Source organism: Streptosporangium sp. NPDC004631, from assembly GCF_053601935.1.
Genome location: NZ_JBSGCR010000014.1, coordinates 87,633 through 110,214 on the forward strand (window position 1 = coordinate 87,633; position 22,582 = coordinate 110,214).

The 22,582-nt window shown below is 72.4% G+C and carries 18 protein-coding genes; 9 read left to right on the forward strand and 9 right to left on the reverse strand.

The features are described 5' to 3' along the window. Nucleotides 1–8: 8 nt before the first annotated feature. From ACWEF2_RS16630 to ACWEF2_RS16645, 4 genes are all read left to right on the forward strand, one after another. A complete protein-coding gene (locus ACWEF2_RS16630; protein WP_453816040.1) occupies nt 9–1,607 on the forward strand; it encodes an ABC-F family ATP-binding cassette domain-containing protein in 1,599 nt (532 codons plus the stop codon). Between the two features lie 114 nt (nt 1,608–1,721). After that, a complete protein-coding gene (locus ACWEF2_RS16635) occupies nt 1,722–1,937 on the forward strand; it encodes a helix-turn-helix domain-containing protein (RefSeq protein ID WP_030507271.1) in 216 nt (71 codons plus the stop codon). Between the two features lie 133 nt (nt 1,938–2,070). Further along, the gene (locus ACWEF2_RS16640) at nt 2,071–2,880 is read left to right on the forward strand and encodes an enoyl-CoA hydratase/isomerase family protein (protein ID WP_453816042.1); all 810 of its coding nucleotides are present in this window, start codon (nt 2,071–2,073) and stop codon (nt 2,878–2,880) included. Nucleotides 2,881–2,931: 51 nt separating this feature from the next. Further along, nucleotides 2,932–4,806 carry an ABC transporter ATP-binding protein gene (locus tag ACWEF2_RS16645; RefSeq protein ID WP_453816044.1) on the forward strand — a complete coding sequence of 625 codons (1,875 nt, stop codon included), beginning with the start codon at nt 2,932–2,934 and terminating at the stop codon, nt 4,804–4,806. Between the two features lie 11 nt (nt 4,807–4,817). On the opposite strand, the gene ACWEF2_RS16650 is transcribed toward ACWEF2_RS16645, so the two are convergent. Continuing rightward, nucleotides 4,818–5,699, reverse strand: coding sequence for a sulfotransferase family protein (locus ACWEF2_RS16650; protein ID WP_453816046.1), 882 nt, complete (start codon nt 5,697–5,699; stop codon nt 4,818–4,820). 30 nt (nt 5,700–5,729) lie between these two features. Between ACWEF2_RS16650 and ACWEF2_RS16655 the strand changes: the two genes are divergently transcribed. The 3 genes from ACWEF2_RS16655 (at nt 5,730) to ACWEF2_RS16665 (ending at nt 10,337) form a co-directional block, all read left to right on the forward strand. Next, on the forward strand, nt 5,730–6,677 hold the full coding sequence (locus ACWEF2_RS16655) for a S66 peptidase family protein (protein WP_453816048.1): 948 nt from the start codon (nt 5,730–5,732) through the stop codon (nt 6,675–6,677). A 39-nt stretch (nt 6,678–6,716) separates the two neighbouring features. Further along, the gene (locus tag ACWEF2_RS16660; RefSeq protein ID WP_453816050.1) at nt 6,717–7,658 is read left to right on the forward strand and encodes a hypothetical protein; all 942 of its coding nucleotides are present in this window, start codon (nt 6,717–6,719) and stop codon (nt 7,656–7,658) included. A 198-nt stretch (nt 7,659–7,856) separates the two neighbouring features. Further along, nucleotides 7,857–10,337 carry an Hsp70 family protein gene (locus tag ACWEF2_RS16665; RefSeq protein ID WP_453816052.1) on the forward strand — a complete coding sequence of 827 codons (2,481 nt, stop codon included), beginning with the start codon at nt 7,857–7,859 and terminating at the stop codon, nt 10,335–10,337. Between the two features lie 16 nt (nt 10,338–10,353). Here ACWEF2_RS16665 and ACWEF2_RS16670 read toward each other — a convergent pair whose 3' ends face one another. Then, complete coding sequence (locus ACWEF2_RS16670; RefSeq protein ID WP_453816054.1) at nt 10,354–12,315, reverse strand: dynamin family protein; 1,962 nt, start codon at nt 12,313–12,315, stop codon at nt 10,354–10,356. A gap of 54 nt (nt 12,316–12,369) precedes the next feature. Then, nucleotides 12,370–14,199: a dynamin family protein gene (locus tag ACWEF2_RS16675; protein WP_453816056.1), complete on the reverse strand. Its 1,830-nt coding sequence runs from the start codon at nt 14,197–14,199 to the stop codon at nt 12,370–12,372. Nucleotides 14,200–14,321: 122 nt separating this feature from the next. Between ACWEF2_RS16675 and ACWEF2_RS16680 the strand changes: the two genes are divergently transcribed. Further along, nucleotides 14,322–14,870: an RNA polymerase sigma factor gene (locus ACWEF2_RS16680; RefSeq protein ID WP_453816058.1), complete on the forward strand. Its 549-nt coding sequence runs from the start codon at nt 14,322–14,324 to the stop codon at nt 14,868–14,870. A gap of 5 nt (nt 14,871–14,875) precedes the next feature. Here the strand turns inward: ACWEF2_RS16680 and ACWEF2_RS16685 are convergent, their stop codons facing one another. The 4 genes from ACWEF2_RS16685 to yczE all read right to left on the reverse strand — a co-directional run bounded on the left by ACWEF2_RS16685 (nt 14,876) and on the right by yczE (nt 18,691). Next, complete coding sequence (locus ACWEF2_RS16685) at nt 14,876–15,802, reverse strand: nucleotide exchange factor GrpE (protein ID WP_453816060.1); 927 nt, start codon at nt 15,800–15,802, stop codon at nt 14,876–14,878. Nucleotides 15,803–15,890: 88 nt separating this feature from the next. Then, nucleotides 15,891–16,145: a hypothetical protein gene (locus tag ACWEF2_RS16690; RefSeq protein ID WP_453816062.1), complete on the reverse strand. Its 255-nt coding sequence runs from the start codon at nt 16,143–16,145 to the stop codon at nt 15,891–15,893. Between the two features lie 146 nt (nt 16,146–16,291). Then, on the reverse strand, nt 16,292–18,052 hold the full coding sequence (locus ACWEF2_RS16695; RefSeq protein WP_453816064.1) for a glycoside hydrolase family 15 protein: 1,761 nt from the start codon (nt 18,050–18,052) through the stop codon (nt 16,292–16,294). A 33-nt stretch (nt 18,053–18,085) separates the two neighbouring features. Beyond that, entirely contained in the window at nt 18,086–18,691 is a 606-nt protein-coding gene (gene yczE, locus ACWEF2_RS16700) for a membrane protein YczE (protein ID WP_453816066.1), read from the reverse strand. 75 nt (nt 18,692–18,766) lie between these two features. Here yczE and yczR point away from each other — a divergent pair, with 75 nt between their 5' ends. Further along, a complete protein-coding gene (gene yczR / locus ACWEF2_RS16705; RefSeq protein WP_453816068.1) occupies nt 18,767–20,200 on the forward strand; it encodes a MocR-like transcription factor YczR in 1,434 nt (477 codons plus the stop codon). A gap of 65 nt (nt 20,201–20,265) precedes the next feature. Here the strand turns inward: yczR and ACWEF2_RS16710 are convergent, their stop codons facing one another. Next, a complete protein-coding gene (locus ACWEF2_RS16710) occupies nt 20,266–20,877 on the reverse strand; it encodes a trimeric intracellular cation channel family protein (RefSeq protein WP_453816069.1) in 612 nt (203 codons plus the stop codon). Between the two features lie 24 nt (nt 20,878–20,901). Continuing rightward, a complete protein-coding gene (locus ACWEF2_RS16715; protein WP_453816071.1) occupies nt 20,902–22,413 on the reverse strand; it encodes a peptide MFS transporter in 1,512 nt (503 codons plus the stop codon). Nucleotides 22,414–22,582 lie beyond the last annotated feature (169 nt).

The window sequence follows — 22,582 nt, forward strand, 5'->3', positions numbered from 1 at the left end:
CTCCAACCATGATCGTAGCTTCTGACATCGAACTGCGGGCCGGGGCCCGGCTGCTCATCGAGGGTGCGTCGTTCCGGGTCAACCCCGGGGACAAGATCGGGCTCGTCGGCCGTAACGGTGCCGGCAAGACCACGCTGACCAGGGTGCTCGCCGGCGAGGGCATGCCCGCGGCGGGCACCGTCGCCGTCACCGGCGCCGTCGGCTACCTGCCGCAGGATCCGCGCACCGGCGACCTGCAGGTGCTGGCCCGCGACCGGATCCTCTCGGCGCGCGGTCTGGACGAGGTGCTCCGCGATCTGCGGGAGGCCGAGCTCGGCATGGCCTCGGCCGACGACCGGACCAGGGATCGCGCGGTGCGCGCCTACGGGCGCCTGGAGGACCGGCTGCACGTCCTGGGGGGATACGCCGCCGAGGCGGAGGCGGCCTCGATCGCCTCCAGCCTGGGACTGCCCGACCGGGTGCTCGGCCAGCCGCTGGAGACGCTCTCCGGCGGGCAGCGCAGGCGGGTGGAGCTGGCCCGGATCCTGTTCAGCGGAGCGGAGACTCTCCTTCTTGACGAGCCGACAAACCACCTCGATGCAGACTCAATCGGGTGGCTTCGTGATTTTTTACGATCCCATCAGGGCGGCTTGATCATTATTAGCCACGACGTCGGGCTTCTTGAAGCGACGGTAAACCGGGTCCTCCACCTGGACGCCAACCGCTCGACGGTCGACACCTACAACGTCGGCTGGAAGGCGTATCTGGCCCAGCGGGAGACCGACGAGAAGCGCAGGAGGCGCGAGCGCGCCAACGCCGAGAAGCAGGCGTCGGCGCTGATGTCGCAGGCCGACAAGATGCGTGCCAAGGCGACCAAGGCCAAGGCCGCCCAGGACATGCAGCGCCGTGCCCAGCGCCTGCTGGCCGGGCTGGAGGTGGAGCGGCGCAGCGACAAGGTCGCTAAGCTGCGCTTCCCCGAGCCCGCCTCCTGCGGGCGCACGCCGATCAGCGCGGAGGGCCTGTCGAAGTCCTACGGCTCGCTGGAGGTCTTCACCGACGTGGCCGCGGCCGTGGACAAGGGCAGCAGGGTCGTCATCCTGGGCCTCAACGGCGCGGGCAAGACCACCCTGCTGCGGATCCTGGGCGGTATCGAGCAGCCCGACACCGGCGTCGTCAAGCCCGGCCACGGGCTCAAACTCGGGTACTACGCCCAGGAGCACGAGACGATCGACCCGGGGCGGACCGTGCTGGAGAACATGCGCTCGGCCGGCGGGGAACTGGCCGACGTCGAGCTGCGCAAGGTCCTGGGCTCGTTCCTGTTCACCGGCGACGACGTGGACAAACCCGCGAGAGTGCTCTCAGGGGGCGAGAAGACGCGGCTGGCCCTGGCCACCCTGGTGCTCTCCGCGGCCAACGTCCTGCTGCTCGACGAGCCCACGAACAACCTCGATCCGGCCAGCCGGGAGCAGGTTCTTTCTGCCCTGAGGTCCTATTCTGGGGCAATTGTGCTCGTCACGCACGATGAGGGGGCTGTGGAGGCGCTACGACCCGATAGGGTGATCTTGCTACCTGACGGAGTTGAAGACGCTTGGAGCGATGAATTTTCCGATCTTGTGGCACTTGCCTGATCTTAATTTGAGCGGGTACGGATCTTTTCCCATGGAGTAGGTAGCCGATCTCGCTGAAATGACTGATCATGGCGTGAGTAACGCTGCGGAAGTCTGGCACTACAGGAGGTACTCGTGGCCGAGACTCTTAAGAAGGGCACCCGGGTAACCGGGGCCGACCGTGAAAAGCTGGCCGCCGATCTGAAGAAGCGCTACAGCGCGGGTGAGAGCATCCGCGCCCTGGCTGCTTCGACCGGCCGGTCGTACGGCTTCATCCACCGCATCCTGAGCGAGTCCGGTGTGACTCTGCGCGGGCGTGGCGGCGCCACCCGAGGTAAGTCAAAGCGCTGACCCCGCCTCGGAACGCGCGACCGCAGCCGCTCGTCCTCCACGCTGAGACGTCCCGCTCGGGCCTGTAGAACCTCATTCTAGAGAGTCGATAGGCTCGGGCGAGACGCAACGGCGACAGGCGGGAGACCGGGCGATGGCGGAAGCGGCGAATGGGGGAAGTGCGGAAAAGATCTCCTTGGCGGAGATCGGCCTGCGCTTCGAGGTGGACGGCGAGATCGCGACGATCACGCTGGACCGGCCGGACCGGCGGAACGCACAGACGTTCGCCACCTGGTCGGCACTGGCTCACATTGGTGACAACCTGCCGCAGCAGGTGAGAATCGTCGTGGTCCGAGGTGAGGGGCCGTCCTTCTCGGCAGGCATCGACCTGCGGATGTTCACCCCCGAGGGGGTTCCCGGCCAGGGATCGTTCGCCGCGGCCGCGGCACTCGACGACCCGGCCTTCGAGGAGTTGATAGCGCAGGCCCAGCGGGGGTTCCTGTGGTTGAGACGCCCCGGCATCATCTCCGTCGCGGCCGTCCACGGGCACGCGATCGGTGCCGGATTCCAGCTGGCACTCGCCTGTGACCTGCGAGTTCTGGCCGACGACGCCCAACTGTGCATGAAAGAGCCCGCCCTCGGACTGGTCCCCGACCTGACCGGCACCAAGCCTCTGGTCGACCTGGTAGGGCTGCCCAGGGCCATCGAGATCTGCCTCACCGCCCGTCAGGTGGGAGCCCGGGAGGCGGCCAGGATCGGGCTGGCCGAGCTGGTCGTCGCCCCGGAGGAGCTGGCCGGGGCCGTACGCGACCTGACCGCCGCGCTGCTGGCGACCGGCAGGGACGCCGCCACCGCGACCAAGCGGCTGCTCCAGGGCGCGGCCGGCCGCACGCTGGAGGAGCAGAGCGCCGCCGAGCGCCGGGAGCAGATCGTGCGGATCAAGACCTTGTTCGCCGGGAGCTGATGAGGGAATGGGGCGGCCCGTCCCGGTGCTCGCATCGGGTGAGGAGGCCGGATGGCGATGATGGGCGGAGGCTTCGGCCCCCAGATGATGCGTTCCCTGCGGCGCGACAACTCGGTGACCAAGGAGCGGCTCACCCCCGGCACGGTGCGGCGCATCGCGCGATACGCCCGGCCGTTCTCCCGGCACATCTCGGCCTTCCTGGCCCTGGTCGTGGTCGGCTCGGTCATCGTGATCGTCAACCCGCTGCTGATGAAGGCGATCATCGACAACGGGATCATCCCGAAGCGCTCCGACGTGGTGCTCACCCTCGCGGTGGTCATCGCGGCCCTGGCGGTCGTCGACGCCGCCCTCACCCTGGCCCAGCGCTGGTTCTCGTCCCGGGTCGGCGAGGGCCTGATCTACAACCTGCGCACCGAGGTCTTCGACCACGTGCAGCGGATGCCGGTGGCCTTCTTCATGCGGACCCAGACCGGCGCCCTGGTCTCCCGGCTCAACAGCGACGTGATCGGCGCGCAGCGGGCGCTGACGAGCACGCTCTCCTCCGTCGTGTCCAACGTGGTGATGCTGGTGCTGGTCCTGGGCGCCATGCTGGTGCTGTCCTGGCAGATCACCGTCGTCGCCCTCGTGCTGCTGCCGGTCTTCATCCTCCCCGCCAAGTGGGTGGGCCGGAAGATGTCCGGGCTCACCCGCGAGCAGATGGAGCTCGACGCCGAGATGAGCTCCATGATGACCGAGCGGTTCAACGTCGCCGGCGCGACGGTCGCCAAGCTGTACGGCCGGCCCGAGGAGGAGGCCGCCGTCTTCGGGGCCAGGGCCGGGCGCGTGCGGGACGTCGGCGTCACCGTCGGCATGTACGGGACGGTGTTCCGGGTCGCCCTGGGCCTGGTCGCCGCGCTGGCCACCGCCCTGGTGTACGGCGTGGGCGGCCTGCTGGCCGTCGGCGACGTCTTCGAGATCGGCACCCTGGTCGCCCTCGCCGCCCTCCTGATGCGCCTGTACGGCCCGCTGACGAGCCTGTCCAACGTGCACGTGGACGTGATGACCGCGCTGGTGAGCTTCGACCGCGTCTTCGAGGTGCTCGACCTCAGGCCCATGGTCGCCGAGCGGCCCGGCGCCGTGGCCGTCCCCGCGGGGCCCGCCGCCGTCGAGTTCGACGACGTCAGGTTCGGCTATCCGGCCGCCTCCGAGGTCTCGCTGGCCTCGCTGGAGGCGGTGGCCCGCCCCGACACCGGGCCGGGCCAGGAGGTGCTGCGCGGGGTCGGGTTCACCGCCCGCCCGGGCGAGATGATCGCGCTCGTCGGTCCCTCGGGCGCCGGCAAGACCACCATCACGAGCCTGGTCTCCCGGCTCTACGACGTCGGTGAGGGCGCGGTCCGGATCAACGGCCTGGACGTGCGCGACGCCACCCTCGACTCCCTCCGCGACACCGTGGGCGTGGTCATGCAGGACGCCCACCTGTTCCACGACACCATCGGGGCCAACCTGGCCTACGCCAGACCGGGGGCCACCGAGGAGGAGATCTGGGACGCGCTGCGCGCCGCGCACATCGCCGACCTGATCGAAGGGCTCCCCGAGGGGCTGGAGACGGTGGTGGGCGACCGGGGCTACCGGCTGTCGGGCGGTGAGAAGCAGCGCCTGGCGCTGGCCAGGCTGCTCCTCAAGGCGCCCCGGGTGGTCGTGCTCGACGAGGCCACCGCGCACCTGGACTCCGAGTCCGAGGCGGCGGTCCAGCGGGCGCTGAAGAGCGCGCTGGCCGGGCGGACCTCGCTGGTCATCGCGCACCGGCTCTCCACGATCCGCGAGGCCGACCAGATCCTGGTGATCCAGGACGGCCGGATCGTGGAGCGCGGCCGGCACGAGGAGCTGCTGGCCCGCGGCGCGCTCTACGCCGAGCTCTACCGCACCCAGTTCAGCTCGGAGCCGTGACCCGCGGCGGCTCACCGGTAGCCCAGGCGGGTCAGCTCCTCGCGGGCGACCTTCTCCACCAGCTCGGCGTCCGCGCCTCGGAGGCGGGTGCGCCAGACGCCGACCTTCGGCACGCTCCTGCCGTACAGGGCGACCCGGGGCACCCGCGTCTCCAGGAAGGCCGACAGCCCCTCCAGCGCCTCGGCGGGGGAGGCGGCCAGGTCCTCGTAGCGCAGGGTCAGCAACTGCTCGCGGGGAAGCTCCTGGTGCAGCGTGGCCGAGAGCCTCACCGCACTCCGCCAGCGCAGCGCGCACTTGCCCGCCGTGGGCATGGCCTTCCACCGGTCGCCGTGCCGGCCGGAGTTCACACCGAGGAACGGGTTGGGGAACTCGGTCTCCTCGCTCAGCATGGCCGGTTTGAACCACGACAGGGCCACCGGATCGGTCAGCATGTCGGCCACCACGTCGCGGCCGTCCCTGATCAGCTGGACGAACCTGGCGTCCGGGAACGCCTGCAGCAGCACCGAGGCGCTGTAGATCAGGTCGGGGCTGGCGTCGCCGAACCGGGCGATCGCCCCCGGGGTCGCACACGGGCCCGCCCCGGTCACGCCGCCCGCCTCCCGGCAGGGGGCGGGACACTCCAGGCACGCGCCGGGGACGATCTGCCAGGACTCGGCCAGGGCGTCGCGCAGCACCCGGGTGGCGCCCATGCCCCGGCGGGTGATGGACGGGCGCCGGGCGAAGGCGTACACGACGTGGGCCACCGAGGCGCGTCCCATCGTGACGTGGAAGCCCGGGGAGCGCTTCAGGGCACGGGCAAGCAGGTCCGAGCCGGAGTGAGGGGCGGCGAGCACGAACACCGGCTGGCGGACCTTGATGCCGTTGACCACGAGGATGTGGGTCGGAGGTCGCATATGTGAGCCCAGTGTGGCACCGTTTGGGGAGTGAGCGAACCGGCCGCGCCCATTCACGCAGGGCCGGGCGGGGCGATCGTCCCGCCCCGGCTCCGTCCCGGCGACGTGGTGGCGGTCGTCGCCCCGTGCGGGCCCCCCGATCCGCCGCGCCTGGCACGCGGCGTCCGGGCCCTGGAGGGCATGGGCCTGAAGGTCGTCGTCGGGGCCCGCGTGTTCGACCGTGACCGCTATCTGGCCGGATCGGACGCCGGGCGGGCCGCCGATCTGCTGGAGGCGTGGTGCGACCCCGCCGTGGCCGGGGTGCTCTGCGCCCGGGGCGGCTACGGCGCCACCAGGATCCTCGGCCTGCTCGACTGGGAGGCGATGCGGGCCGCGGGCCCCAAGGCGCTGGTCGGCTCCAGCGACGTCACCGCGCTGCACCGGGCGTTCGCCGTCGAACTGGGTGTCGCCTCGTGGTTCGGCCCGATGCCCGCCTGCGCGACGATCAGCGATCCCGGCGGTCCCGAGTCCGTCACCTTCGGTCACTTCGGCGACGCCCTGTTCGGCACCCCCGCGCCGATCTCCGGCGACAGGGTGATCGTCCCGGGCAGGGTGACCGCCCCGGTCGTCGGCGGCAACCTCACCCTGCTGGCCGCGCTCTGCGGCACGCCGTACGGGCTGAGGTCGCACGGCCGCATCGTGCTGCTGGAGGACGTCTGCGAGGCGCCCTACCGGATCGACCGGATGCTCACCCAGTTGCTCGGGTCCGGGGCGCTTGAGGGGGCCGCGGGGTTCGCCCTGGGCTCCTGGGTGGACTGCGGCGACCCCTACCCGACGTTGGAGGAGCGGCTCGCGCCGCTCGGGGTGCCGGTGATCGCCGGTCTTCCGGTGGGACACGGGGCCCCACAGTTCAGCGTGCTGTTAGGGGCACTTGGTGCTATTGATGCAGAATCGTGCTCTCTGACCGGCTCAATCACCGGCCCTCCGGAGGCAGTCTAGGTGCGGACCTAGGAGGAGACCGGCAGAGGGGATGGATGCGTGAGGCTGTTCCGGCGGCATCGTAACCGGCAGACCGGTGGACCCGCACGTCCGGTCGAGGAGGTCGATCTCGACTCCCTGCTCGCACTGGTCGCCGACACCCTCGGCTACACCTGTGCCTTCGCCGCCGACGGCGGCACGCTCACCCTGTCGGGTCCCCGCCGGGTCGTGGTACGGCTGGCCGGCCTGCGGACCGAGGCCCGCAGGCGCTCGCGCGAGGACTGGCCGGTGCTCGTCTCCGAGCATCTGGCCCACGCCCTGGCCGCGATGGACGAGCCGTTCGACGCCTGCGACCTGGCCCGGGTCCGCCCCCTGCTGCGGACCCGCATCCAGCGCGACGACGACCTGGGCCCGGCCCGTGTGGTCGGCCGTCACCTCACCGCCGACCTGGTGGAGGTGCTCACCGTCGGGCACGGCGCCGCCAGGCGCCCGATCCGCCCGGAGGAGGTCGGCTGCTGGCCGATCACCGCCGCCCAGGCGCTGGAGGAGGCCCTGACCAACGCCCACAGGGAGGAACGGCTCACCGTCGCCGAGGCCGACCTCGGTGGCGTGCCGGTCCGGTGGCTGAGCGGCGCCACGGCGAGCGTCGCGGCCCACCTGCGCCGCCTGGGCGACTATCTGCCCGTGCCCGCGGACGGCGCGCTCGTGGCACTGCCCGACCCGGCCACGATGATCGTCCACCCGGTGGAGAGCATCGGCGTCGTCCGCGCGATCGAGCGGCTCCGGCTGTTCGCCCAGCGCGAGTGCGACCGCCTGGCCGACGCGCTCAGCCCGCAGGTCTACTGGTGGCGCGACGGCCGCCTCGCCCTCATCCGGGCCGATCTGGTCCGCCACGGCGGCCAGACCCGGCTGGTGGTGGCGCCGCCGCCGGAGTTCGCCAGGATCCTCGCCGCCCTGGCCGCCCGGCCCGGCCCCGGGGACGCGGAGACCACCGGGGGCTGAGAGGCCGGCGCGAGAGGGACCGGCGCGAGGCGGCGGCAACATCACCGGTCCGCCGCGAACCGTAGGATGGTGCCCTCCCGCCCCGCACTCACCCCGGCGATCCCTCCGCGCATCCGGATCGTTCCCCGCGTGCCCGTTGCGATGGGACGCGGCCTGCGAATGCGGGATGATCGGGTCCGCATCTAGGAGGAGTGGGAAATGGCGCAGTGGTGCCTCGGTGTCGATCTCGGGACGAGCTTCTCCGCCGGGGTCATAGCCGCCGAAGGACGCTTCGACATCCTGGAGGTCGAGGGGGAGCGGCGCATTCCCTCCGCCGTCATGCTCGACGAACGCGGAACGCTGGTGGCGGGCCGGATCGCCCAGCGGGGGATAGCGATCAGCCCGGAACGCGTCGAACGCAACCCCAAACGCTATGTCGGCCGGGGCCGGATGCTGCTGGGCGGGGTCCCGGTGGACGTGGCCGACGCGATGGCGGCGCTGCTCGAACTGTTCGTGACCGAGGGCCGGCGCCGGTTCGACGGGGCGGCGCCCGACTGCATCGCGCTGACCCATCCGGTCGCCTGGGCCGCCGACCGCAAGGCCGTGCTGCTGGAGGCCGCCAAGAAGGTCGTGCGCGGAGTGCGGATCGTGCTCATCGACGAGCCCGTCGCCTCGGCCCGCTACTTCGCCACCGCGGGATGGGCGGACGCCGGATCCCACCTGGCCGTCTACGACCTCGGTGGCGGCACCTTCGACGCCGCCGTGCTCACCGTGGACGGCAGTGACTTCAGGGTCGTCGGCGAGCCGGGCGGCAGTGACGAGATCGGCGGAGAGGGGTTCGACGAGCGGGTCTTCACCTTCCTCGGCACGCAGATCGAGCGGCTCGACGCCGAGTGGTGGCAGCAGGTGACCACCAACCCCGAACGCCGCTACGTGAGCTACGCCGCCGACCTGCTCAAGATGTCCAGGGAGGCCAAGGAGGCCCTGTCGAAGTTCGAGACCTCCTCCCACTACGTGGTCGGCATCAACGAGGACGTGCACATCGCCAGGGACGACCTTGAGGATCTGATCGGCGGGGAGATCCTCAAGACCGTCGGCATCCTCGGCGAGACGATCCGCGGCGCCGGCATCCGGGAGGACGAGCTGGCCGCGGTGTTCATGACCGGGGGCGCCAGCCGCATGCCGCTCGTCCAGCAGGCCGTGCGCGACCGGCTCGGCGACCGGGTGCGGACCTACGACGACCCGAAGATCGTCGTCGCCTACGGCGCCGCGCAGCTCGCCTGGAAGCTCAAGGTCGAGCACCCCGACCGCGCCCCCGGCCAGGCGGGCGGTCCCACCGGAGGTCACCGGGCCCTCACCCCGGCGGGCGCGACCGGGGGACATCCGGTCTCCGCCGGTCCGGGCGCCACCGCCGGGCACCCGGCCGTCACCGGTGGGGAGGGCCGTCCCGCGGCCTCCGGCGGGCCCGCCGTCCACGGCGTCGAGAAGGTGATGGACGGCGTGCTGGAGGCGCGCGCCGAGGCCGGCCGGGTCTTCGTCCATCAGGCGTTCGACAGCGGACATCTCCTGCGCAGGCTCGACGGGATCGAGGGGCGCCACGACCGCGAGTTCGGCTTCGGCAGGCTGGTGGAGTGGGGCGCCTCGGGTGAGGGCGTCGTCGCGGTGGAGCAGGTCGGACCGGCACAGGTGCTGGTCCGCACGCTCACCCCCGACCTGGCCGTCCGCGGTACCCACCCGCTCCAGGTGTGGGGCAACCCGGCGGTGATCGCCCACGGCCGTACGGCGTGGGTCTTCTTCCAGTCCAGGCAGCCCACTCCGGTCGACACCGCGGTGGGCCTGCCCTGGGGGGAGACCGGGCATCTGGCGATGATCGAACTGGACCTGGGCGGCGGATTCCTCTTCCAGCCGCCCCAGCTCCGCGACCTGGGACCCTACGCCCAGTGGTTCCTCAACGAGGACAACCGGCTGCGGCGCCTCGTCGACCAGGAGGGGCCCAGCGGCACCGAGCCGTCGCCGTCGGTGGGCGCGCCGGGCTGCACCGTGGTGCTCGGGCAGTTCAGCAGCAACAAGCCGATGTTCCAGAACAGGCACCACGACTTCAGGCCGTGGCAGGTGCTCTGCCTGGTCGACCCCGGCGGCGTCGTGCGCCCGACGGTGAGGGAGCCCCGGCGCGGATGGCTCCACCAGGTCGTGCTGCACAACGGCAGGTGGTTCACCTCCAGCTCGGCGGGCCTGGAGGTGGACGCCGCGAACGGTCGGACCAGGCTGGTCATGCCCCGGCCCCGGGCCGGCGCCCTCCGCTGGTTTCCCGCGGGCTCCCAGATCTACGCGGTCGGCGCGGAACAGGTGAGCCCCGCCCGGGGCTGGTCGGTCGGGATCTTCGATCAGCGGTCCCACACTCTGGAGTTCCTGATGGGCAAGCAGTCGGCGACCCTGGCCGGTCACCTCACGTCCAGGCACCGCTGGGAGCGCCCCCGCCTGGTCGCGGACGGCGACTCGATGTGGATGACCATGCTGGACGCGGGCCGGAGCAGGCTCCTGCACGTCACCCCCGGCGGGGCGCGGGAGGTGCACCGCACGCCCGGGCTGTTCGAGCCGGTCGCCCGGGTCCCCACCGGCCTGCTCTGCCTGCACCGCCCCGGGGACGCGGCCGGGACGACCCGCGACCGGCCGGCCACCCTGGTGCACCTGCCGCTCTGACGGAGAGGCGGGGCCGTCAGGCTCTGACCGGGGCGCCCGGAGCGGCGGGGGTGGCAGGAGCGGCGGGGGACGCCACCGTGGCGCCCAGGGCGGCCACCGCGGTGGCGAGTTCCCCGCGCAGCTCGTGACCGCGGGCGGTGAGGGCGTCGATCGCCGCGATGCGATCCTTACCCGACTGCCGTGCCCGCAGGCGGTCGGCGGCCGAGCGGGCGGAGGCGGACTTCAGCTCCGCGCGCCTGCCCTCCAGCTCCTTGCGCCGCCGCAGCAGGCTCTCGTCCGCGGCCTGCTCGACACCCACCCGCCAGGTGGCCACCATCCGCTCAAGGTCGAGCGTCATCTCCCGGGAGACGACCGCGAACTGGTCGCGGAGCGCCCCCCTGATCGCCGCCTGGCTGCGCTGCACCTTCTCCAGCGAGCGCCGTCCCATGAAGATGGCCGCGCCGAGCGCCGGGGCGACCAGGATGAAGCCCACCGGGCCGAGCAGGGCCGCGGCGAGGCCGCCGAACGACAGCCCCATCGACACCGAGGGCAGCACGTCGCGCACCATGTCCACGTTGACCGGGTCGTCGGCCGCCTGGTCCCCCTTGACCTGGACCTGCGTCAGGTTCGGCATCGCCCGCCGGTCCGCGGCCAGCTCCACCGGGTCGAGGCCGAGATCACCGGCGAAGGAGTTCAGCGTGGTCCTCGCCAGGGTCTCCACGTCGTAGACGATCTGCGTCCAGGCGGCCTCCAGCGACCGCTGGGCGCTCTCCGGCAGCTCGGTCATGTACTTGTCCAGCTGGGCCTGGCTCTTCAGCGTGGCGATCGCGTTCTCGTACGGCTGGCGGATCTCGGCCACCCGCGCCGCCACGATCCCGGCCACCTCACGCCCGAGGAAGGTGTTGGCCACCGCGCCGGCCCTGCGTCGGGCGCTCAGCTCGGCCAGCCCCGTCAGCTCGGTGTCCACCTCGGCGAGCCGGGTGGTCACGTCGCCCTCGTCCTCGGAGCCGACGGCGACGTCGTCCCCGGCGCCCGTGGCCAGCGAGCCCAGCACGGACAGCGCGGCGGCGACCACGGTGGCGCCGCGGGCGGACTCCCTGCCCTCGGCGAACCCGCGCAGGTGCCGCTCCAGCACGTCCATGCCGCTGCGGGCCCGCAGCGTGTCGGCGCGCTCCCGCCGTCCCTCCCGCCGTTTGACCTCGGCGGCCTCGGCGAGCTTGGAGCTCACCGGGATCCAGGGCGCCTCCAGCAGCGCCTTCAGCGTCGCGGCCCTGCCCGGGGCCGCGGCGATCGCCTCGGTGACGAAGGTCCGCAGCCGGGCCTTGTTCTCCTCCTGCAGGCGCTGCCAGTTGGCCGAGTCCTCCACCTTGGTCAGCACGAACGCGATGGCCTGGACCCGCTCGGCGGCTTCGGCGAGGAACTCCAGCTCGTGCCTGAGCACGGGCTGGTCCTGCGCGCTGAGCGTGAAGAGCAGGGCGTCGGCCCTCTGGAGCATGGCCACGGTCACCTGCCGGTGTCCCACGGTGAGGCTGTCCACGCCCGGGGTGTCGAGCAGCCGCAACCCGTCGAGCAGCGGGTTGTCGAGGGTGATGTCCACGCTGACCACGTCGCGGCGCTTGCCGGCGTCGCCGCGCATCGAGGCGTAGTCGGGGATCGACTCGACGGTGATCGGAGTCTGGACGAGCCCCTGCGCGGTGCTGCGGTGCACGACCGCGGCCGTCCCGGGGCCCCGCCGCAGGGACAGAAAGCAGTTGGTGGCCACGTCGGCGTCGACCGGGAGCAGGTCGGGGTGGCCCACCAGCGTGTTGAGCAGGCGGCTCTTGCCGCGTTTCTGCGCTCCGGCGACCACGATGTCGGTGCACTCGTCCTTCCACCTGGCCGCGCTGGCGGCCAGCACCTCGGCCAGGTCCGGCCTGCCGCACCGGCCGGCCAGCCCGTGGACCTCGTTGGCGTAGCGCAGCAGCCGGGCCACCGGGCTCGCCGGGTCGGGGGTCGTCATGGGCTCTCCTGTCGGGGGTCTGCCGGTGTCATCCGGTTTTCACGGACCGTCTTTTCACGGACCGTCCTGGTGGTAGCGCGACCAGACGGTCTCGCAGGTCTCGCAGAGGATCTCGGCCGCCCGTCGCTGCCGCAGCGAGAGCGGCCGGTGGGTGAGGATCCGGAAGCGGGCGGCCAGGGCGGCGCCGTAGCCCGCAACCTCGGCCCGGGGGGTGCCGGGCGGAGCACCGAGCTGTGTGGCCAGCTCGGTGCCCGAGAGCAGGAGGTCCAGCGCCCTCCGGTCGGCGGCGGGGAGCATCGGGGAGGAGCGCAGCGCCTCGACCTCGGCCGGGTCAACCCGGATCGCCGGGAGCGGGTCGCCGCCCCCGGCGCCCTGGCCGGCCTCCGCGGCGGAGGCCCCGACGGCCAGATCCTCCAGGACGGTCAGCACGTCCCTGGCCCGATGGCCGCCGGTACGGCCCTCGCTCATCATGGCGAGCGTGCGCCAGCGCATCGAGGCCGCCGTGGCCGCGGCGGCGATCTCCGCGGCGGAGGCCCCCGAGGGCAGGCCGAGCTGTTCCGCCGGGGTGTCGTGGCGGGCCATGCGGAGGAGCTCGCCGGTCATCCCCTCGTTCAGGACAAGTGTTCCCCTGCCCAGCGCCTCGGCCGCGGCGAAGATCCGCAGGCCGCCCAGGGCGGTCGCTATCGGCCTGTTCTCGTCGAGCTGGGCCGCCAGGGCCTCCAGGACGGCGCGGTCCGAGCCCAGCGCGGGTGAGCGGGCGATCCGGCGGAGCCTGGTCAGCGCGTCGAGGGCCTTCAGCTGGTCGGCGCGGCGGGTGAAGTGGGCGATGCCCGCGGCCACGGAGCCGGTCGCCGCCCGCCCCGCCGAGGAGTATCCCGACCGCTCCAGCAGGTGGGCGGTGAGGGCGGCCGGGTCCGGGGCCTCGCCCCGCCGGAGCGCGCCGACCGCGGTGGCGATGCCGTAGCGGTGCAGCCGTTGCACCAGGCGGTGCCGTACCTCGGCGGGCACCGGCAGGCCGGCGGCCGTGCGGAAGTCGTCCAGGTCGAGGAGCCAGTCCTCCAGGTCGTCCTCGTCGAGCCCGGCCAGCAGGGACAGCGCCTCCGTCTCGTCGGCGTCCAGCGGGCACGCGCGCGCGGTCTCGGCGAGCAGCCCGATCACCGGGACCACGTCGAAGACGGAGGTGCGCAGGTCCTCGTAGCCCTTGGCGGCCAGCCGCCTGGCGGTCGGCCAGGGGTCGTCCTCGTCGCCGCGCCGGTCGACCTGGCCGAGCACGGCGAGGGTGTTGACGCAGCTCATGCCGCACGCGTCGGTGAGGCCGCGGAACTCGGCGAGGGTGGTGTCGTCGAATTTCTGAACGTAGCGGAGCACGTAGATCATCGCCTGGGCGCGATCGTCCTCCTCACCGGAGCCGAAGAGCATGCTCCGGGCCGCACGCTCGTTGGCGGCCGTCACCGTGTTCATCCCGGGGGTGTCGACGATGGTGACCGCGCGCAGCGACGGCAGGTCCAGAGCGACGCGCAACCGGCGGATCCCGGCCACGTCCACGCCCAGCTCGGTGGGGAGCCGGTGGCCGGGGAGCAGCCGGGAGTGGGCCACGCCGCCGTCTGTGAGCTCGATCGTGATGCGGCCGTCGTCCTCGCCGTACTCGTACTGGGTGACCACGAAGGTGCACTCGCCCGCGTCCACCGGGGCGACGGGCAGGCCGAGCAGCGCGTTGACCAGCGTCGACTTCCCGCTGCTCACCGCGCCCGCCACCGCGATCCGCAGCGGCGCATCAAGGTCGGCGCGCACCTGCGACACCCGCTCGCGCAGCTCCGCCCCGGAGAGTTTGGCGAAGGTGGTGTCGCACAGGTGACGCAGCAGGTCCGCGGGTCTTGCCGTCACCTGTGGTGACCCGGGCCTCGGATTATCACGGTCCAATATCATGACGAGCTACCTCATACCGGGCAATCGTGCGGCGTGGTGTCATTGGCTGATTTTTTACACTCGGGGAGGATGTGTGACCGATGACCAGCGCGCCGCCGAGCAGTGCAGCCGAGGACGAGGGCCTTCTGCTCGCCGCGGCTCGGACGGGTGACGAGGCAGCCTTCGCCGAGCTGTGGGCCGCGGCGAGCCGCCCGGCCTTCGGGGTCTGCTACCACCTGACCGGAAACCGCGCCGACGCGCTCGACGCGCTGCAGGAGACGCAGCTCGCCGCCTGGCGGGGCCTGGCCGCCTTCCAGGGCAGGGCACCCTTCCGGGCCTGGGTCCTCGCCATCGCGCGCAACGCCGCCCACACGGTGGTCCGGCGCCGTCCTCCCGGCGGGCCGCTCCTCGCCGAGCTGATCGAGGAGCCCGCGGTCGCCGGCTCCTTCGAGGACGCCGTCGCCCGGCTGGCCGACCTGCGCCGGGCGCTGGCCACGCTGCCCGCCCCCCAGCGGGAGGCGCTGCTGCTCTGGGCGGGCGGGCTCACCTACGAGCAGGTGGCCGTCTCGCTTGAGGTGCCGCTCAGCACGGTGAGGACCTGGATCCACCGGGCCAGGCGGAGGCTGCAGGCCGGTCTCGCCGGAGGCTGAACCTCTCACGGCGCCGTTCCGCCCCCGGATGACTCGTGGCGGTAGACGGCGACCTTGGGCACCCGGATCACGTGGTCACCGTCGGCGTATCCCCGCTTTACGGTCTCCGCCACCACGCCGTGCAGCTCGGGCCGTGCGGTCGGCTCGGTGCCGAACGCCTCGTGCAGGCGCGGGTCGAAGCGCCGCCCGTCCGCGACGATCTCCCGCACCCCGGCCCGGTGCAGCGCGTCCAGGAGCGTGCCGGCGAGCCGGGGATGCCGCTCGGCGATCTGGTCCAGGCAGCCGATGCAGGACTCCACCAGCGCCGCCCGCTCCGGACGGCCCTGGGCGAAGAGGCGCTCCACCTGCTGGGTCAGCGCCTGGCTGATCCCGCTCCCGGCGACCTCGGCCAGGGCGTCCTCCAGCGGGCCGGCCTCGGCCGGCCCGGGCGGTCCGGATCCGGGAGGTCCGGAGGCGGCGGGCGGCCCCGGCGCGGGCGGTCCCGGTGGGGGCGGCGTCGGCATGGACGGCTGCGGCGTGGGCGGCTGCGGCGGCGCGTACGACGCCGGCGCCGAGCCCGGAGGGCCGGGCGCGCCCGGCCAGACGGCGGCCCCCGGCGCGGTCCGCCGGCTCCGCCGCCACAGGTGGACACCCGTACCGGCCACCACGAGGGCCCCCGCCGCCAGCGCGAGCGCCAGTGACAGCGGAACCCGCGGCGCTCCCGGCGGAGCGAACCCGTCCTGCGCCCCCGCCCCGCCGGGAGCGACCCCGCGCCCCCTGTCGTCCCGCAGCGGCCGGACGCCCTCCTCGTCCGCGAGGCCGGGCCGGACCGGCGCCGGCGACGTGACGGCGGTGGCAGCCCTCCCGTCGGCCCCTCCCGCCACCGCGCCGCAGCCGGTCAGCGCCGGCCCGGCCAGGAGCAGCAGGGGCAGGAGCGCGCGTCGGTCTGTCATCGGATGTCTTTCTCGTCGGCGGCGCCCGTGTGACCCGAGTCCGGGTCCCCCCTGGTGGGATCACACGGGCCCGTACCGGGGCGTGTGATCAGATGGTCGGGAAGGGGCCCTGGGTCTGGGTGTAGTCGGCGACCCCGTCGCCGTCGAGGTCGACCCGGGCCTCGTCGATGTAGCCGTCGCCGTCGTTGTCGAGGTAGACGACGTCGGTGACGCCGTCGCCGTCGGTGTCGTAGCGCTCCTCGTCGGCGTAGCCGTCGCCGTCGACGTCGATCAGCTGGGCGTCGGTGCTGCCGTCCCCGTCGTAGTCGACCAGGTCGGTGGTGGTGACGTCGAAGTCGCTCATGGTGGTTCCCTTCAGATCGTGTTCATCAGATGAGAGTGACGACCGCGATGATTTGTTGCACCCGGAGAGGAAGTTTTTTCCGGTCCCCGATCCGCCGTTCCCGGCCTCCTGACGCGCCGGGCCGCCGGTTCTCCCGGCCGGCGGTCTCAGCCGAGCAGCCGGGCCGTGTGGATCAGCGGAACATGGCTGAAGGCCTGCGGAAAGTTGCCGACCAGGCGGCCGTGGCGGGGGTCGTACTCCTCGGCGAGCAGGCCGACGTCGTTGCGGAGCGTCAGCAGGCGTTCGAACAGCTCGATCGCCTCCCGCCTGCGCCCGATCATCGCCAGCGCGTCGGCCATCCAGAAGCTGCACGCCAGGAACGCGCCCTCGCCGCCGGGCAGGCCGTCCACGTCGTTGGCGGTACTCGCCGGGTAGCGCTGTACGAAGCCGTCGACCATCAGCTCGCGCTGGACCGCCTCCACGGTGCCGATCACCCGGGGGTCCTCGGGCGGCAGGAAGCCGACCGCCGGGATCAGTAGCAGTGAGGCGTCCAGCTCGGCCGAGCCGTACGACTGGGTGAAGGTCCCCCGCCCGGTGTCGAAGCCCTTGTCGCAGACCTCGGCGTGGATCCGGTCGCGCAGCTCCCGCCAGCGCTCCGCCTGGCCTGGCCGGGCGAAGTGCTCCACCTGCTTGACGGCCCGGTCCAGGGCGACCCAGCACATCACCTTGGAGTGGGTGAAGTGCCTGCGCGGGCCGCGGACCTCCCACAGGCCCTCGTCGGGCTCGTCCCAGTGGGTCTCCACGTATCCGATGAGCTCGCGCTGGATGGTCCAGGCCCGGTGGTCCGGCTCCATGCCCGAGACCCGGGACATGTACAGGGAGTTCATCACCTCTCCGTAGACGTCCAGCTGGAGCTGGGTGACCGCGCCGTTGCCGATCCTGACCGGCCGGGAGTTCTCATACCCCGGGAGCCAGTCGAGCTCCAGCTCGGTCAGCCGGCGTTCCCCGGTCACGCTGTACATGATCTGCAGGTCCTGCGCGCGGCCGGCGATCGCCCGCAGCAGCCACGCGCGCCAGTCGCGGGCCTCGTCCAGGTATCCGGCGCCGACGAGGGCCTCCAGGGTCATGGTGGCGTCGCGCAGCCAGCAGTAGCGGTAGTCCCAGTTGCGGACCCCGCCGAGGTCCTCCGGCAGCGAGGTGGTCGGGGCGGCGACGATGCCGCCCGTGGGGGCGTAGGTGAGCGCCTTGAGTGTGATCAGCGAGCGGACCACGGCCTCGCGCCACGGCCCCCGGTAGGCGCACTGGTTCACCCACTCCTCCCAGAGCGACTCCGTCTCGGCCAGTTGCTCGAAGGGGTCGATCTCCACCGGCTTGGCCTCGTGCGAGGGGTGCCAGGTGAACACGAACGCCAGCCGGTCGCCCTCGGAGACCTGGAACCTCGCCTTGTGCGCGTAGTCGCCGCCCTGCAGCGGGACGGGGGAGTGCAGCCACACCGAGTCGGGGCCGCCGACGGCCTGCAGCAGGCCGTCGGTGCGGCGCACCCAGGGCACGATCCGGCCGTAGTCGAAGCGGATGCGGATCTCGGTGGCCATCTCCACCGTGCCCGTCACGCCCTCCACGATCCTGACCAGGTCGGGGTTGAGGTGCCGGGTGGGCATGAAGTCGGTGACCCGGACCGTGCCGTCCGGGGTGTCCCACTCGCTCTCCAGCACCAGCGAATCGCCCTTGTAGCGCCGCCGGGTGGCCAATGGCCGCTGGGCGTCCGCCGGGCCGAGCCACCACTGCCCGTTGTGCTTGTCGCCGAGCAGCGCCGCGAAGCACGCCGGCGAGTCGAACTGGGGCAGGCAGAGCCAGTCGACGGAGCCGTTGCGGCCGATCAGGGCAGCCGACTGCATGTCGCCGATGAGCGCGTAGTCCTCGATCCGCATGTGCTTGACGCTAACGCCTCCGGGGCCCGTACCTCAGCCCTTGGGCCGCGTCCGCGGCATGAAGAACTGACTCAGCGGCCCGATGGCCAGGGCGAACACCACGGTGCCGAAACCCACGACGCCGCCGAGTAACCAGCCGGCGGCCAGCACCGTGACCTCGATGAGCGTCCGGGCCGAGCGGATGGACAGGCCGAGGCGGTTGAGGCCGGTCATCAGGCCGTCGCGCGGGCCGGGGCCGAGACCCGCGCCGATGTAGAGGCCGGTCGCCGCCCCCGTCGCGACGACGCCGAGCAACAGGTAGGCCCAGCGCGCCACCAGCGGCTCCGGAGCCGGGACCAGCCACATGGCGGCGTCGGCGAACAGGCCGAGGAGGACGACGTTGCTGACGGTGCCGATGCCCGGTCGCTGCCTGAGCGGGATCCACAGCAGCATGACCAGGGCGCCCACCAGGATGATCCACGTGCCGATGGACAGGCCCAGGTGGATGGAGAGGCCCTGGTGGAACACGTCCCAGGGGCTGCCGCCGAGGCGGGACTCGATCTGCAGGGCGATGCCCACGCCGTAGAGCGCCAGACCGGCGTACAGGCGGAGCAGGCGGTTGGGGAACGATCCAAACGTGGGAAGAGAGAGTTCGCTCATAGTGCTGTCAATCGTCCAGGTCGCCGTCGCCCGTCAAAAGGGCCAATCATGATAAGTGGCCTTATGCTGGTCTAGGTGGACCGATATCTGAGCGGGCCCCAGCTTGCCCGCCTCGTGGCGATCGACCCCGGCGCCCGGCCGTACTACAGGGCGCTGGCCGAGGCCGTGCGCTCGCTGATCCTCGACGGACTGCTGCCCGTGAGGGTGCGGCTCCCGGCCGAGCGGCACCTGGCCGAGGCCCTGGGCGTCAGCCGTACCACCGTGACCGCGGCCTACGACCGGCTCCGCGAGCGGGGCTACCTGGAGAGCAGGCAGGGCGCGGGAAGCTGGACCGCCCTGCCCGACGCCGGTTCGCTGGGCGCGGAGAACCCCTGGATCGCCGCCGCCGACGACGGGCTGCTGCCGTTGCACTCCGCGGCCCCGCTGGCGGCCTCGACGCTCCCCGCGGCGATCGCCTTCGCGGGCGAGCACTACCCGCGCCACATGCTCGGTCCGGGCTACGACCCGGTCGGGATCGCGCCGCTGCGCCAGGCGATCGCGGACCGCTACACCGCGCGCGGCCTGGCCACCCGGCCCGAGCAGATCCTGGTCACCGCGGGCGCCCAGCACGCGATCCACCTGCTGACCACGATGCTGCTGCCGGCGGGCGCCCCGATCCTGCTGGAATCACCCACCTACCCGCACGCGATCGACGCGGCCAGGCTGCGCGGCGCCAGGATCGTCTCCGTCGGCATCCCCGACGACGGCTGGCACCTCGACCTTCTCACCTCCGCGATGCGCCAGTCGGCCGCCCGCCTCGCCTACATCGTCCCCGACTTCCAGAATCCGACCGGGCACCTGATGGACGACGCCACGCGCGCCGGTCTGGTCGGCGCGGCCAGGAAGTACGACACGACGCTGATCGTGGACGAGAGCTGGAGCGAGCTGGCGATCGACGAGGTGCCCCGGGTCGCGCCGCCGGCCGCGTTCGACACCGACGGGCGGGTGATCTGCGTCGGGTCGGCGTCCAAGCTGTGGTGGGGCGGGCTGCGCATCGGCTGGATCCGGGCCGGTGCCGCCCTGGTCCGCCGCCTGGCCGTGCTCCGCGCGGCCGTGGACATCGCCAGTTCCCTGTTCGAGCAGCTGGTGGTGACCAGGTTGTTCGAGGACATCGAGGAGACCAGGGCGGAGCGCCGCCGGACCCTCGGCGCGTCCCGGGCCGCGCTGGTGGCCGGGCTGGCCGAGCACATGCCCGACTGGAGCTTCACCGTCCCCCGGGGCGGCGGATCGCTCTGGGTGCGGCTGCCCGGCCCGTCGGGCACCGCGCTGGCCGACGCCGCGGCCTGCCATGGCGTACGGCTCGCCCCCGGCACCTGGTTCGGCGTGGACGGCACGCTGGAGGGACGGGTGCGCCTGCCGTTCACCCAGCCGCCGCAGGTGCTCACCGAGGCCGTGGGCCGCATCGCCGAGGCCAGGGTCAGGGGCCCGTACGGCACGCGTCCGGCCCCGCCACTCACCCCGGCGCTGTGAGGGGCCGCCGCGATCACGGCAGGACCCCCGTCCCGCGGTCCTGCTCGTCCCGGGGCCCCGTGCCGTCAGTCTCGCGCGACCCCCCTGGCCAGCGGCGCGCGGAGCCGGAGCCGCATGGCCGCGATGCGCAGCCCGAAGGCCAGCACGGCCGCCGACAGCGTGGCCGGCCAGCCGTGCAGGTCGAGGGTGTAGAGCGCGGCCATGATCGCCGAGCCGAGCATGGCGGGCACCGCGTACAGCTGACGGTCGTACAGCAGGCTGGGAATCTGGCCTGCCAGGACGTCGCGCAGGACTCCGCCGCCGACCGCCGTGGTGACGCCGAGCAGGGCCGCGTGCAGCGGGCTGAGGCCGTGGTTCATCGCCTTCTCCGTGCCGACCGCGCAGAACAGGCCCAGGCCCGCGGCGTCGAGCACGTCCACCGCGGGCATCACCCGCTGCACATGCGGATGCCAGAAGAAGACGATCGCCGTGGCGGCGACGGGGACGAGCACGTAACCCGTGCTGAAGAAGGCCGCGGGCCGCACGTTGAGGATCAGGTCGCGCAGGATTCCGCCGCCCAGCGCGGTCATCTCCGCCAGCACGGCCATGCCGACCACGTCCAGCCGCTTGCGGACGCCCACCAGCGCGCCGGAAAGGGCGAAAACAAAGATTCCGACGAGGTCGAGCAGCTGGTTCACCGGTGAATCATCCCATGACCGGCTTTATGTGTTCTCCGCGGCCCGCTCCGGCCCGGCGGCCTCGCCGTCCTCCCGCATCATGTTCCGGAGTCGGGGGACGTACAGGAAGAGCACCACGCCGGCGGCGACGGCGATCGCCGCCAGGCTGAGGAAGTACGCGGGCTCCGACAGGTGCTCCTTCAGCCGGCCGGTCTGCCCGCCCACCGCGTCGCCCACGGAGACCGCGATGAACCAGACCCCGAGCATCTGGCTCTTGAACGCCTGGGGGGCGAGCTTGGTGGTGACCGAGAGCCCGACCGGGCTCAGCGCCAGCTCTCCGAAGACCTGGACGAGGTAGACCAGCACCAGCCACCACACCGACACCCGCCCACTCCCGGCCAGCTGGGCGGCCAGGGCCATGACCACGAAGCTCAGGCCCACCATGAGCAGCGCGAAGGCGAACTTCTGGGGGGCGGTCACCCGGTCGCCCAGCTTGACCCAGAGCGCCGCGAAGACCGGCACGAAGATCATGATGAACAGCGGGTTGAACGACTGGGTGGTCGCGGGGGTGATCCGGACGCCGAACAGCGACAGGTCGGTGTGGTTCCCGGCGAAGAACAGCAGTACGGTCGGGGCCAGATCGTAGATCATCCAGAAGATGGCGGCGGCCGTGAACAGCCAGATGTAGGCCCGCATCCGGGAACGCTCGCCGTCGGTCAGGTTGTGGTCGCCGAGCAGGATGTAGGCGAAGTAGGCCACTGGGACGATCATGATGGCCACCGTCACCGCCAGCGCGAAGGCGTCGAGGGTGAGCGTGCCCGAGGCCGTCCAGAGCGCCAGCCCGGTGGCGACCACGGCGACGGCGACGACCACGGCGAGGCCGAGGTGCCCGCGCTCGCGGGGGGTCAGCCGGTGTCCGGGAGCGTCGCCCACCCCCCGCAGGTGGCGGCGGCCCAGCACGTACTGGACCAGGCCCAGGGCCATGCCGACCGCCGCGGCCCCGAACCCCAGATGCCACCGGTCACCCGCCGCGAGCCAGCCGACCACGAGGGGGGCGACGAAGGCGCCCAGGTTGATGCCGAGGTAGAAGATGGAGAACCCCGCGTCCCGGCGCGCGTCGTCGCTCTCGGGATAGAGCTTGCCGACCATCGCGGAGATGTTCGGCTTCAGCAGCCCCGTCCCCATGATGATGAGCAGCAGGCCGAGCGCGACGAAGACGCCCGTCCTGACGGGTACGGCCATGCTGATGTGGCCGCACATGATGGTGAGACCACCCCACAGCACCGCCTTGCGGGCGCCGAGGATCCGGTCGGCGATCCAGCCGCCGGGCAGGGCGACCAGATAGATGAGGGCGCCGTAGATGCCGACGACCGCCTGGGCCGTGCTCTCGCTCAGCCCCAGCCCCCCGATGGCAGGGGAGGCGGCCATGAAGGTGGCCAGGATGGCGCGGAGGCCGTACCAGCTGAAGCGCTCCCACATCTCGGTGCCGAACAGCGTGGCGAGGCCGCGAGGATGTCCGAAAAAGGACTTCTCATCGGTGCCCGTCCCCGATGTCATGATGCCTCCCGGCGGCATGAGGTGACCGGACGCTAACTCTACGTACACGTCCGGTCACCGTGCCGCCGCGGACTGTGGATTGTGGCGCCTCCCGTCGTCCGCGGGGTCTTGTTCCGGGGAAGGACCGTGTGGTGCGATGCATGCCACTCATGCAGGTGAGCCGTCTCAG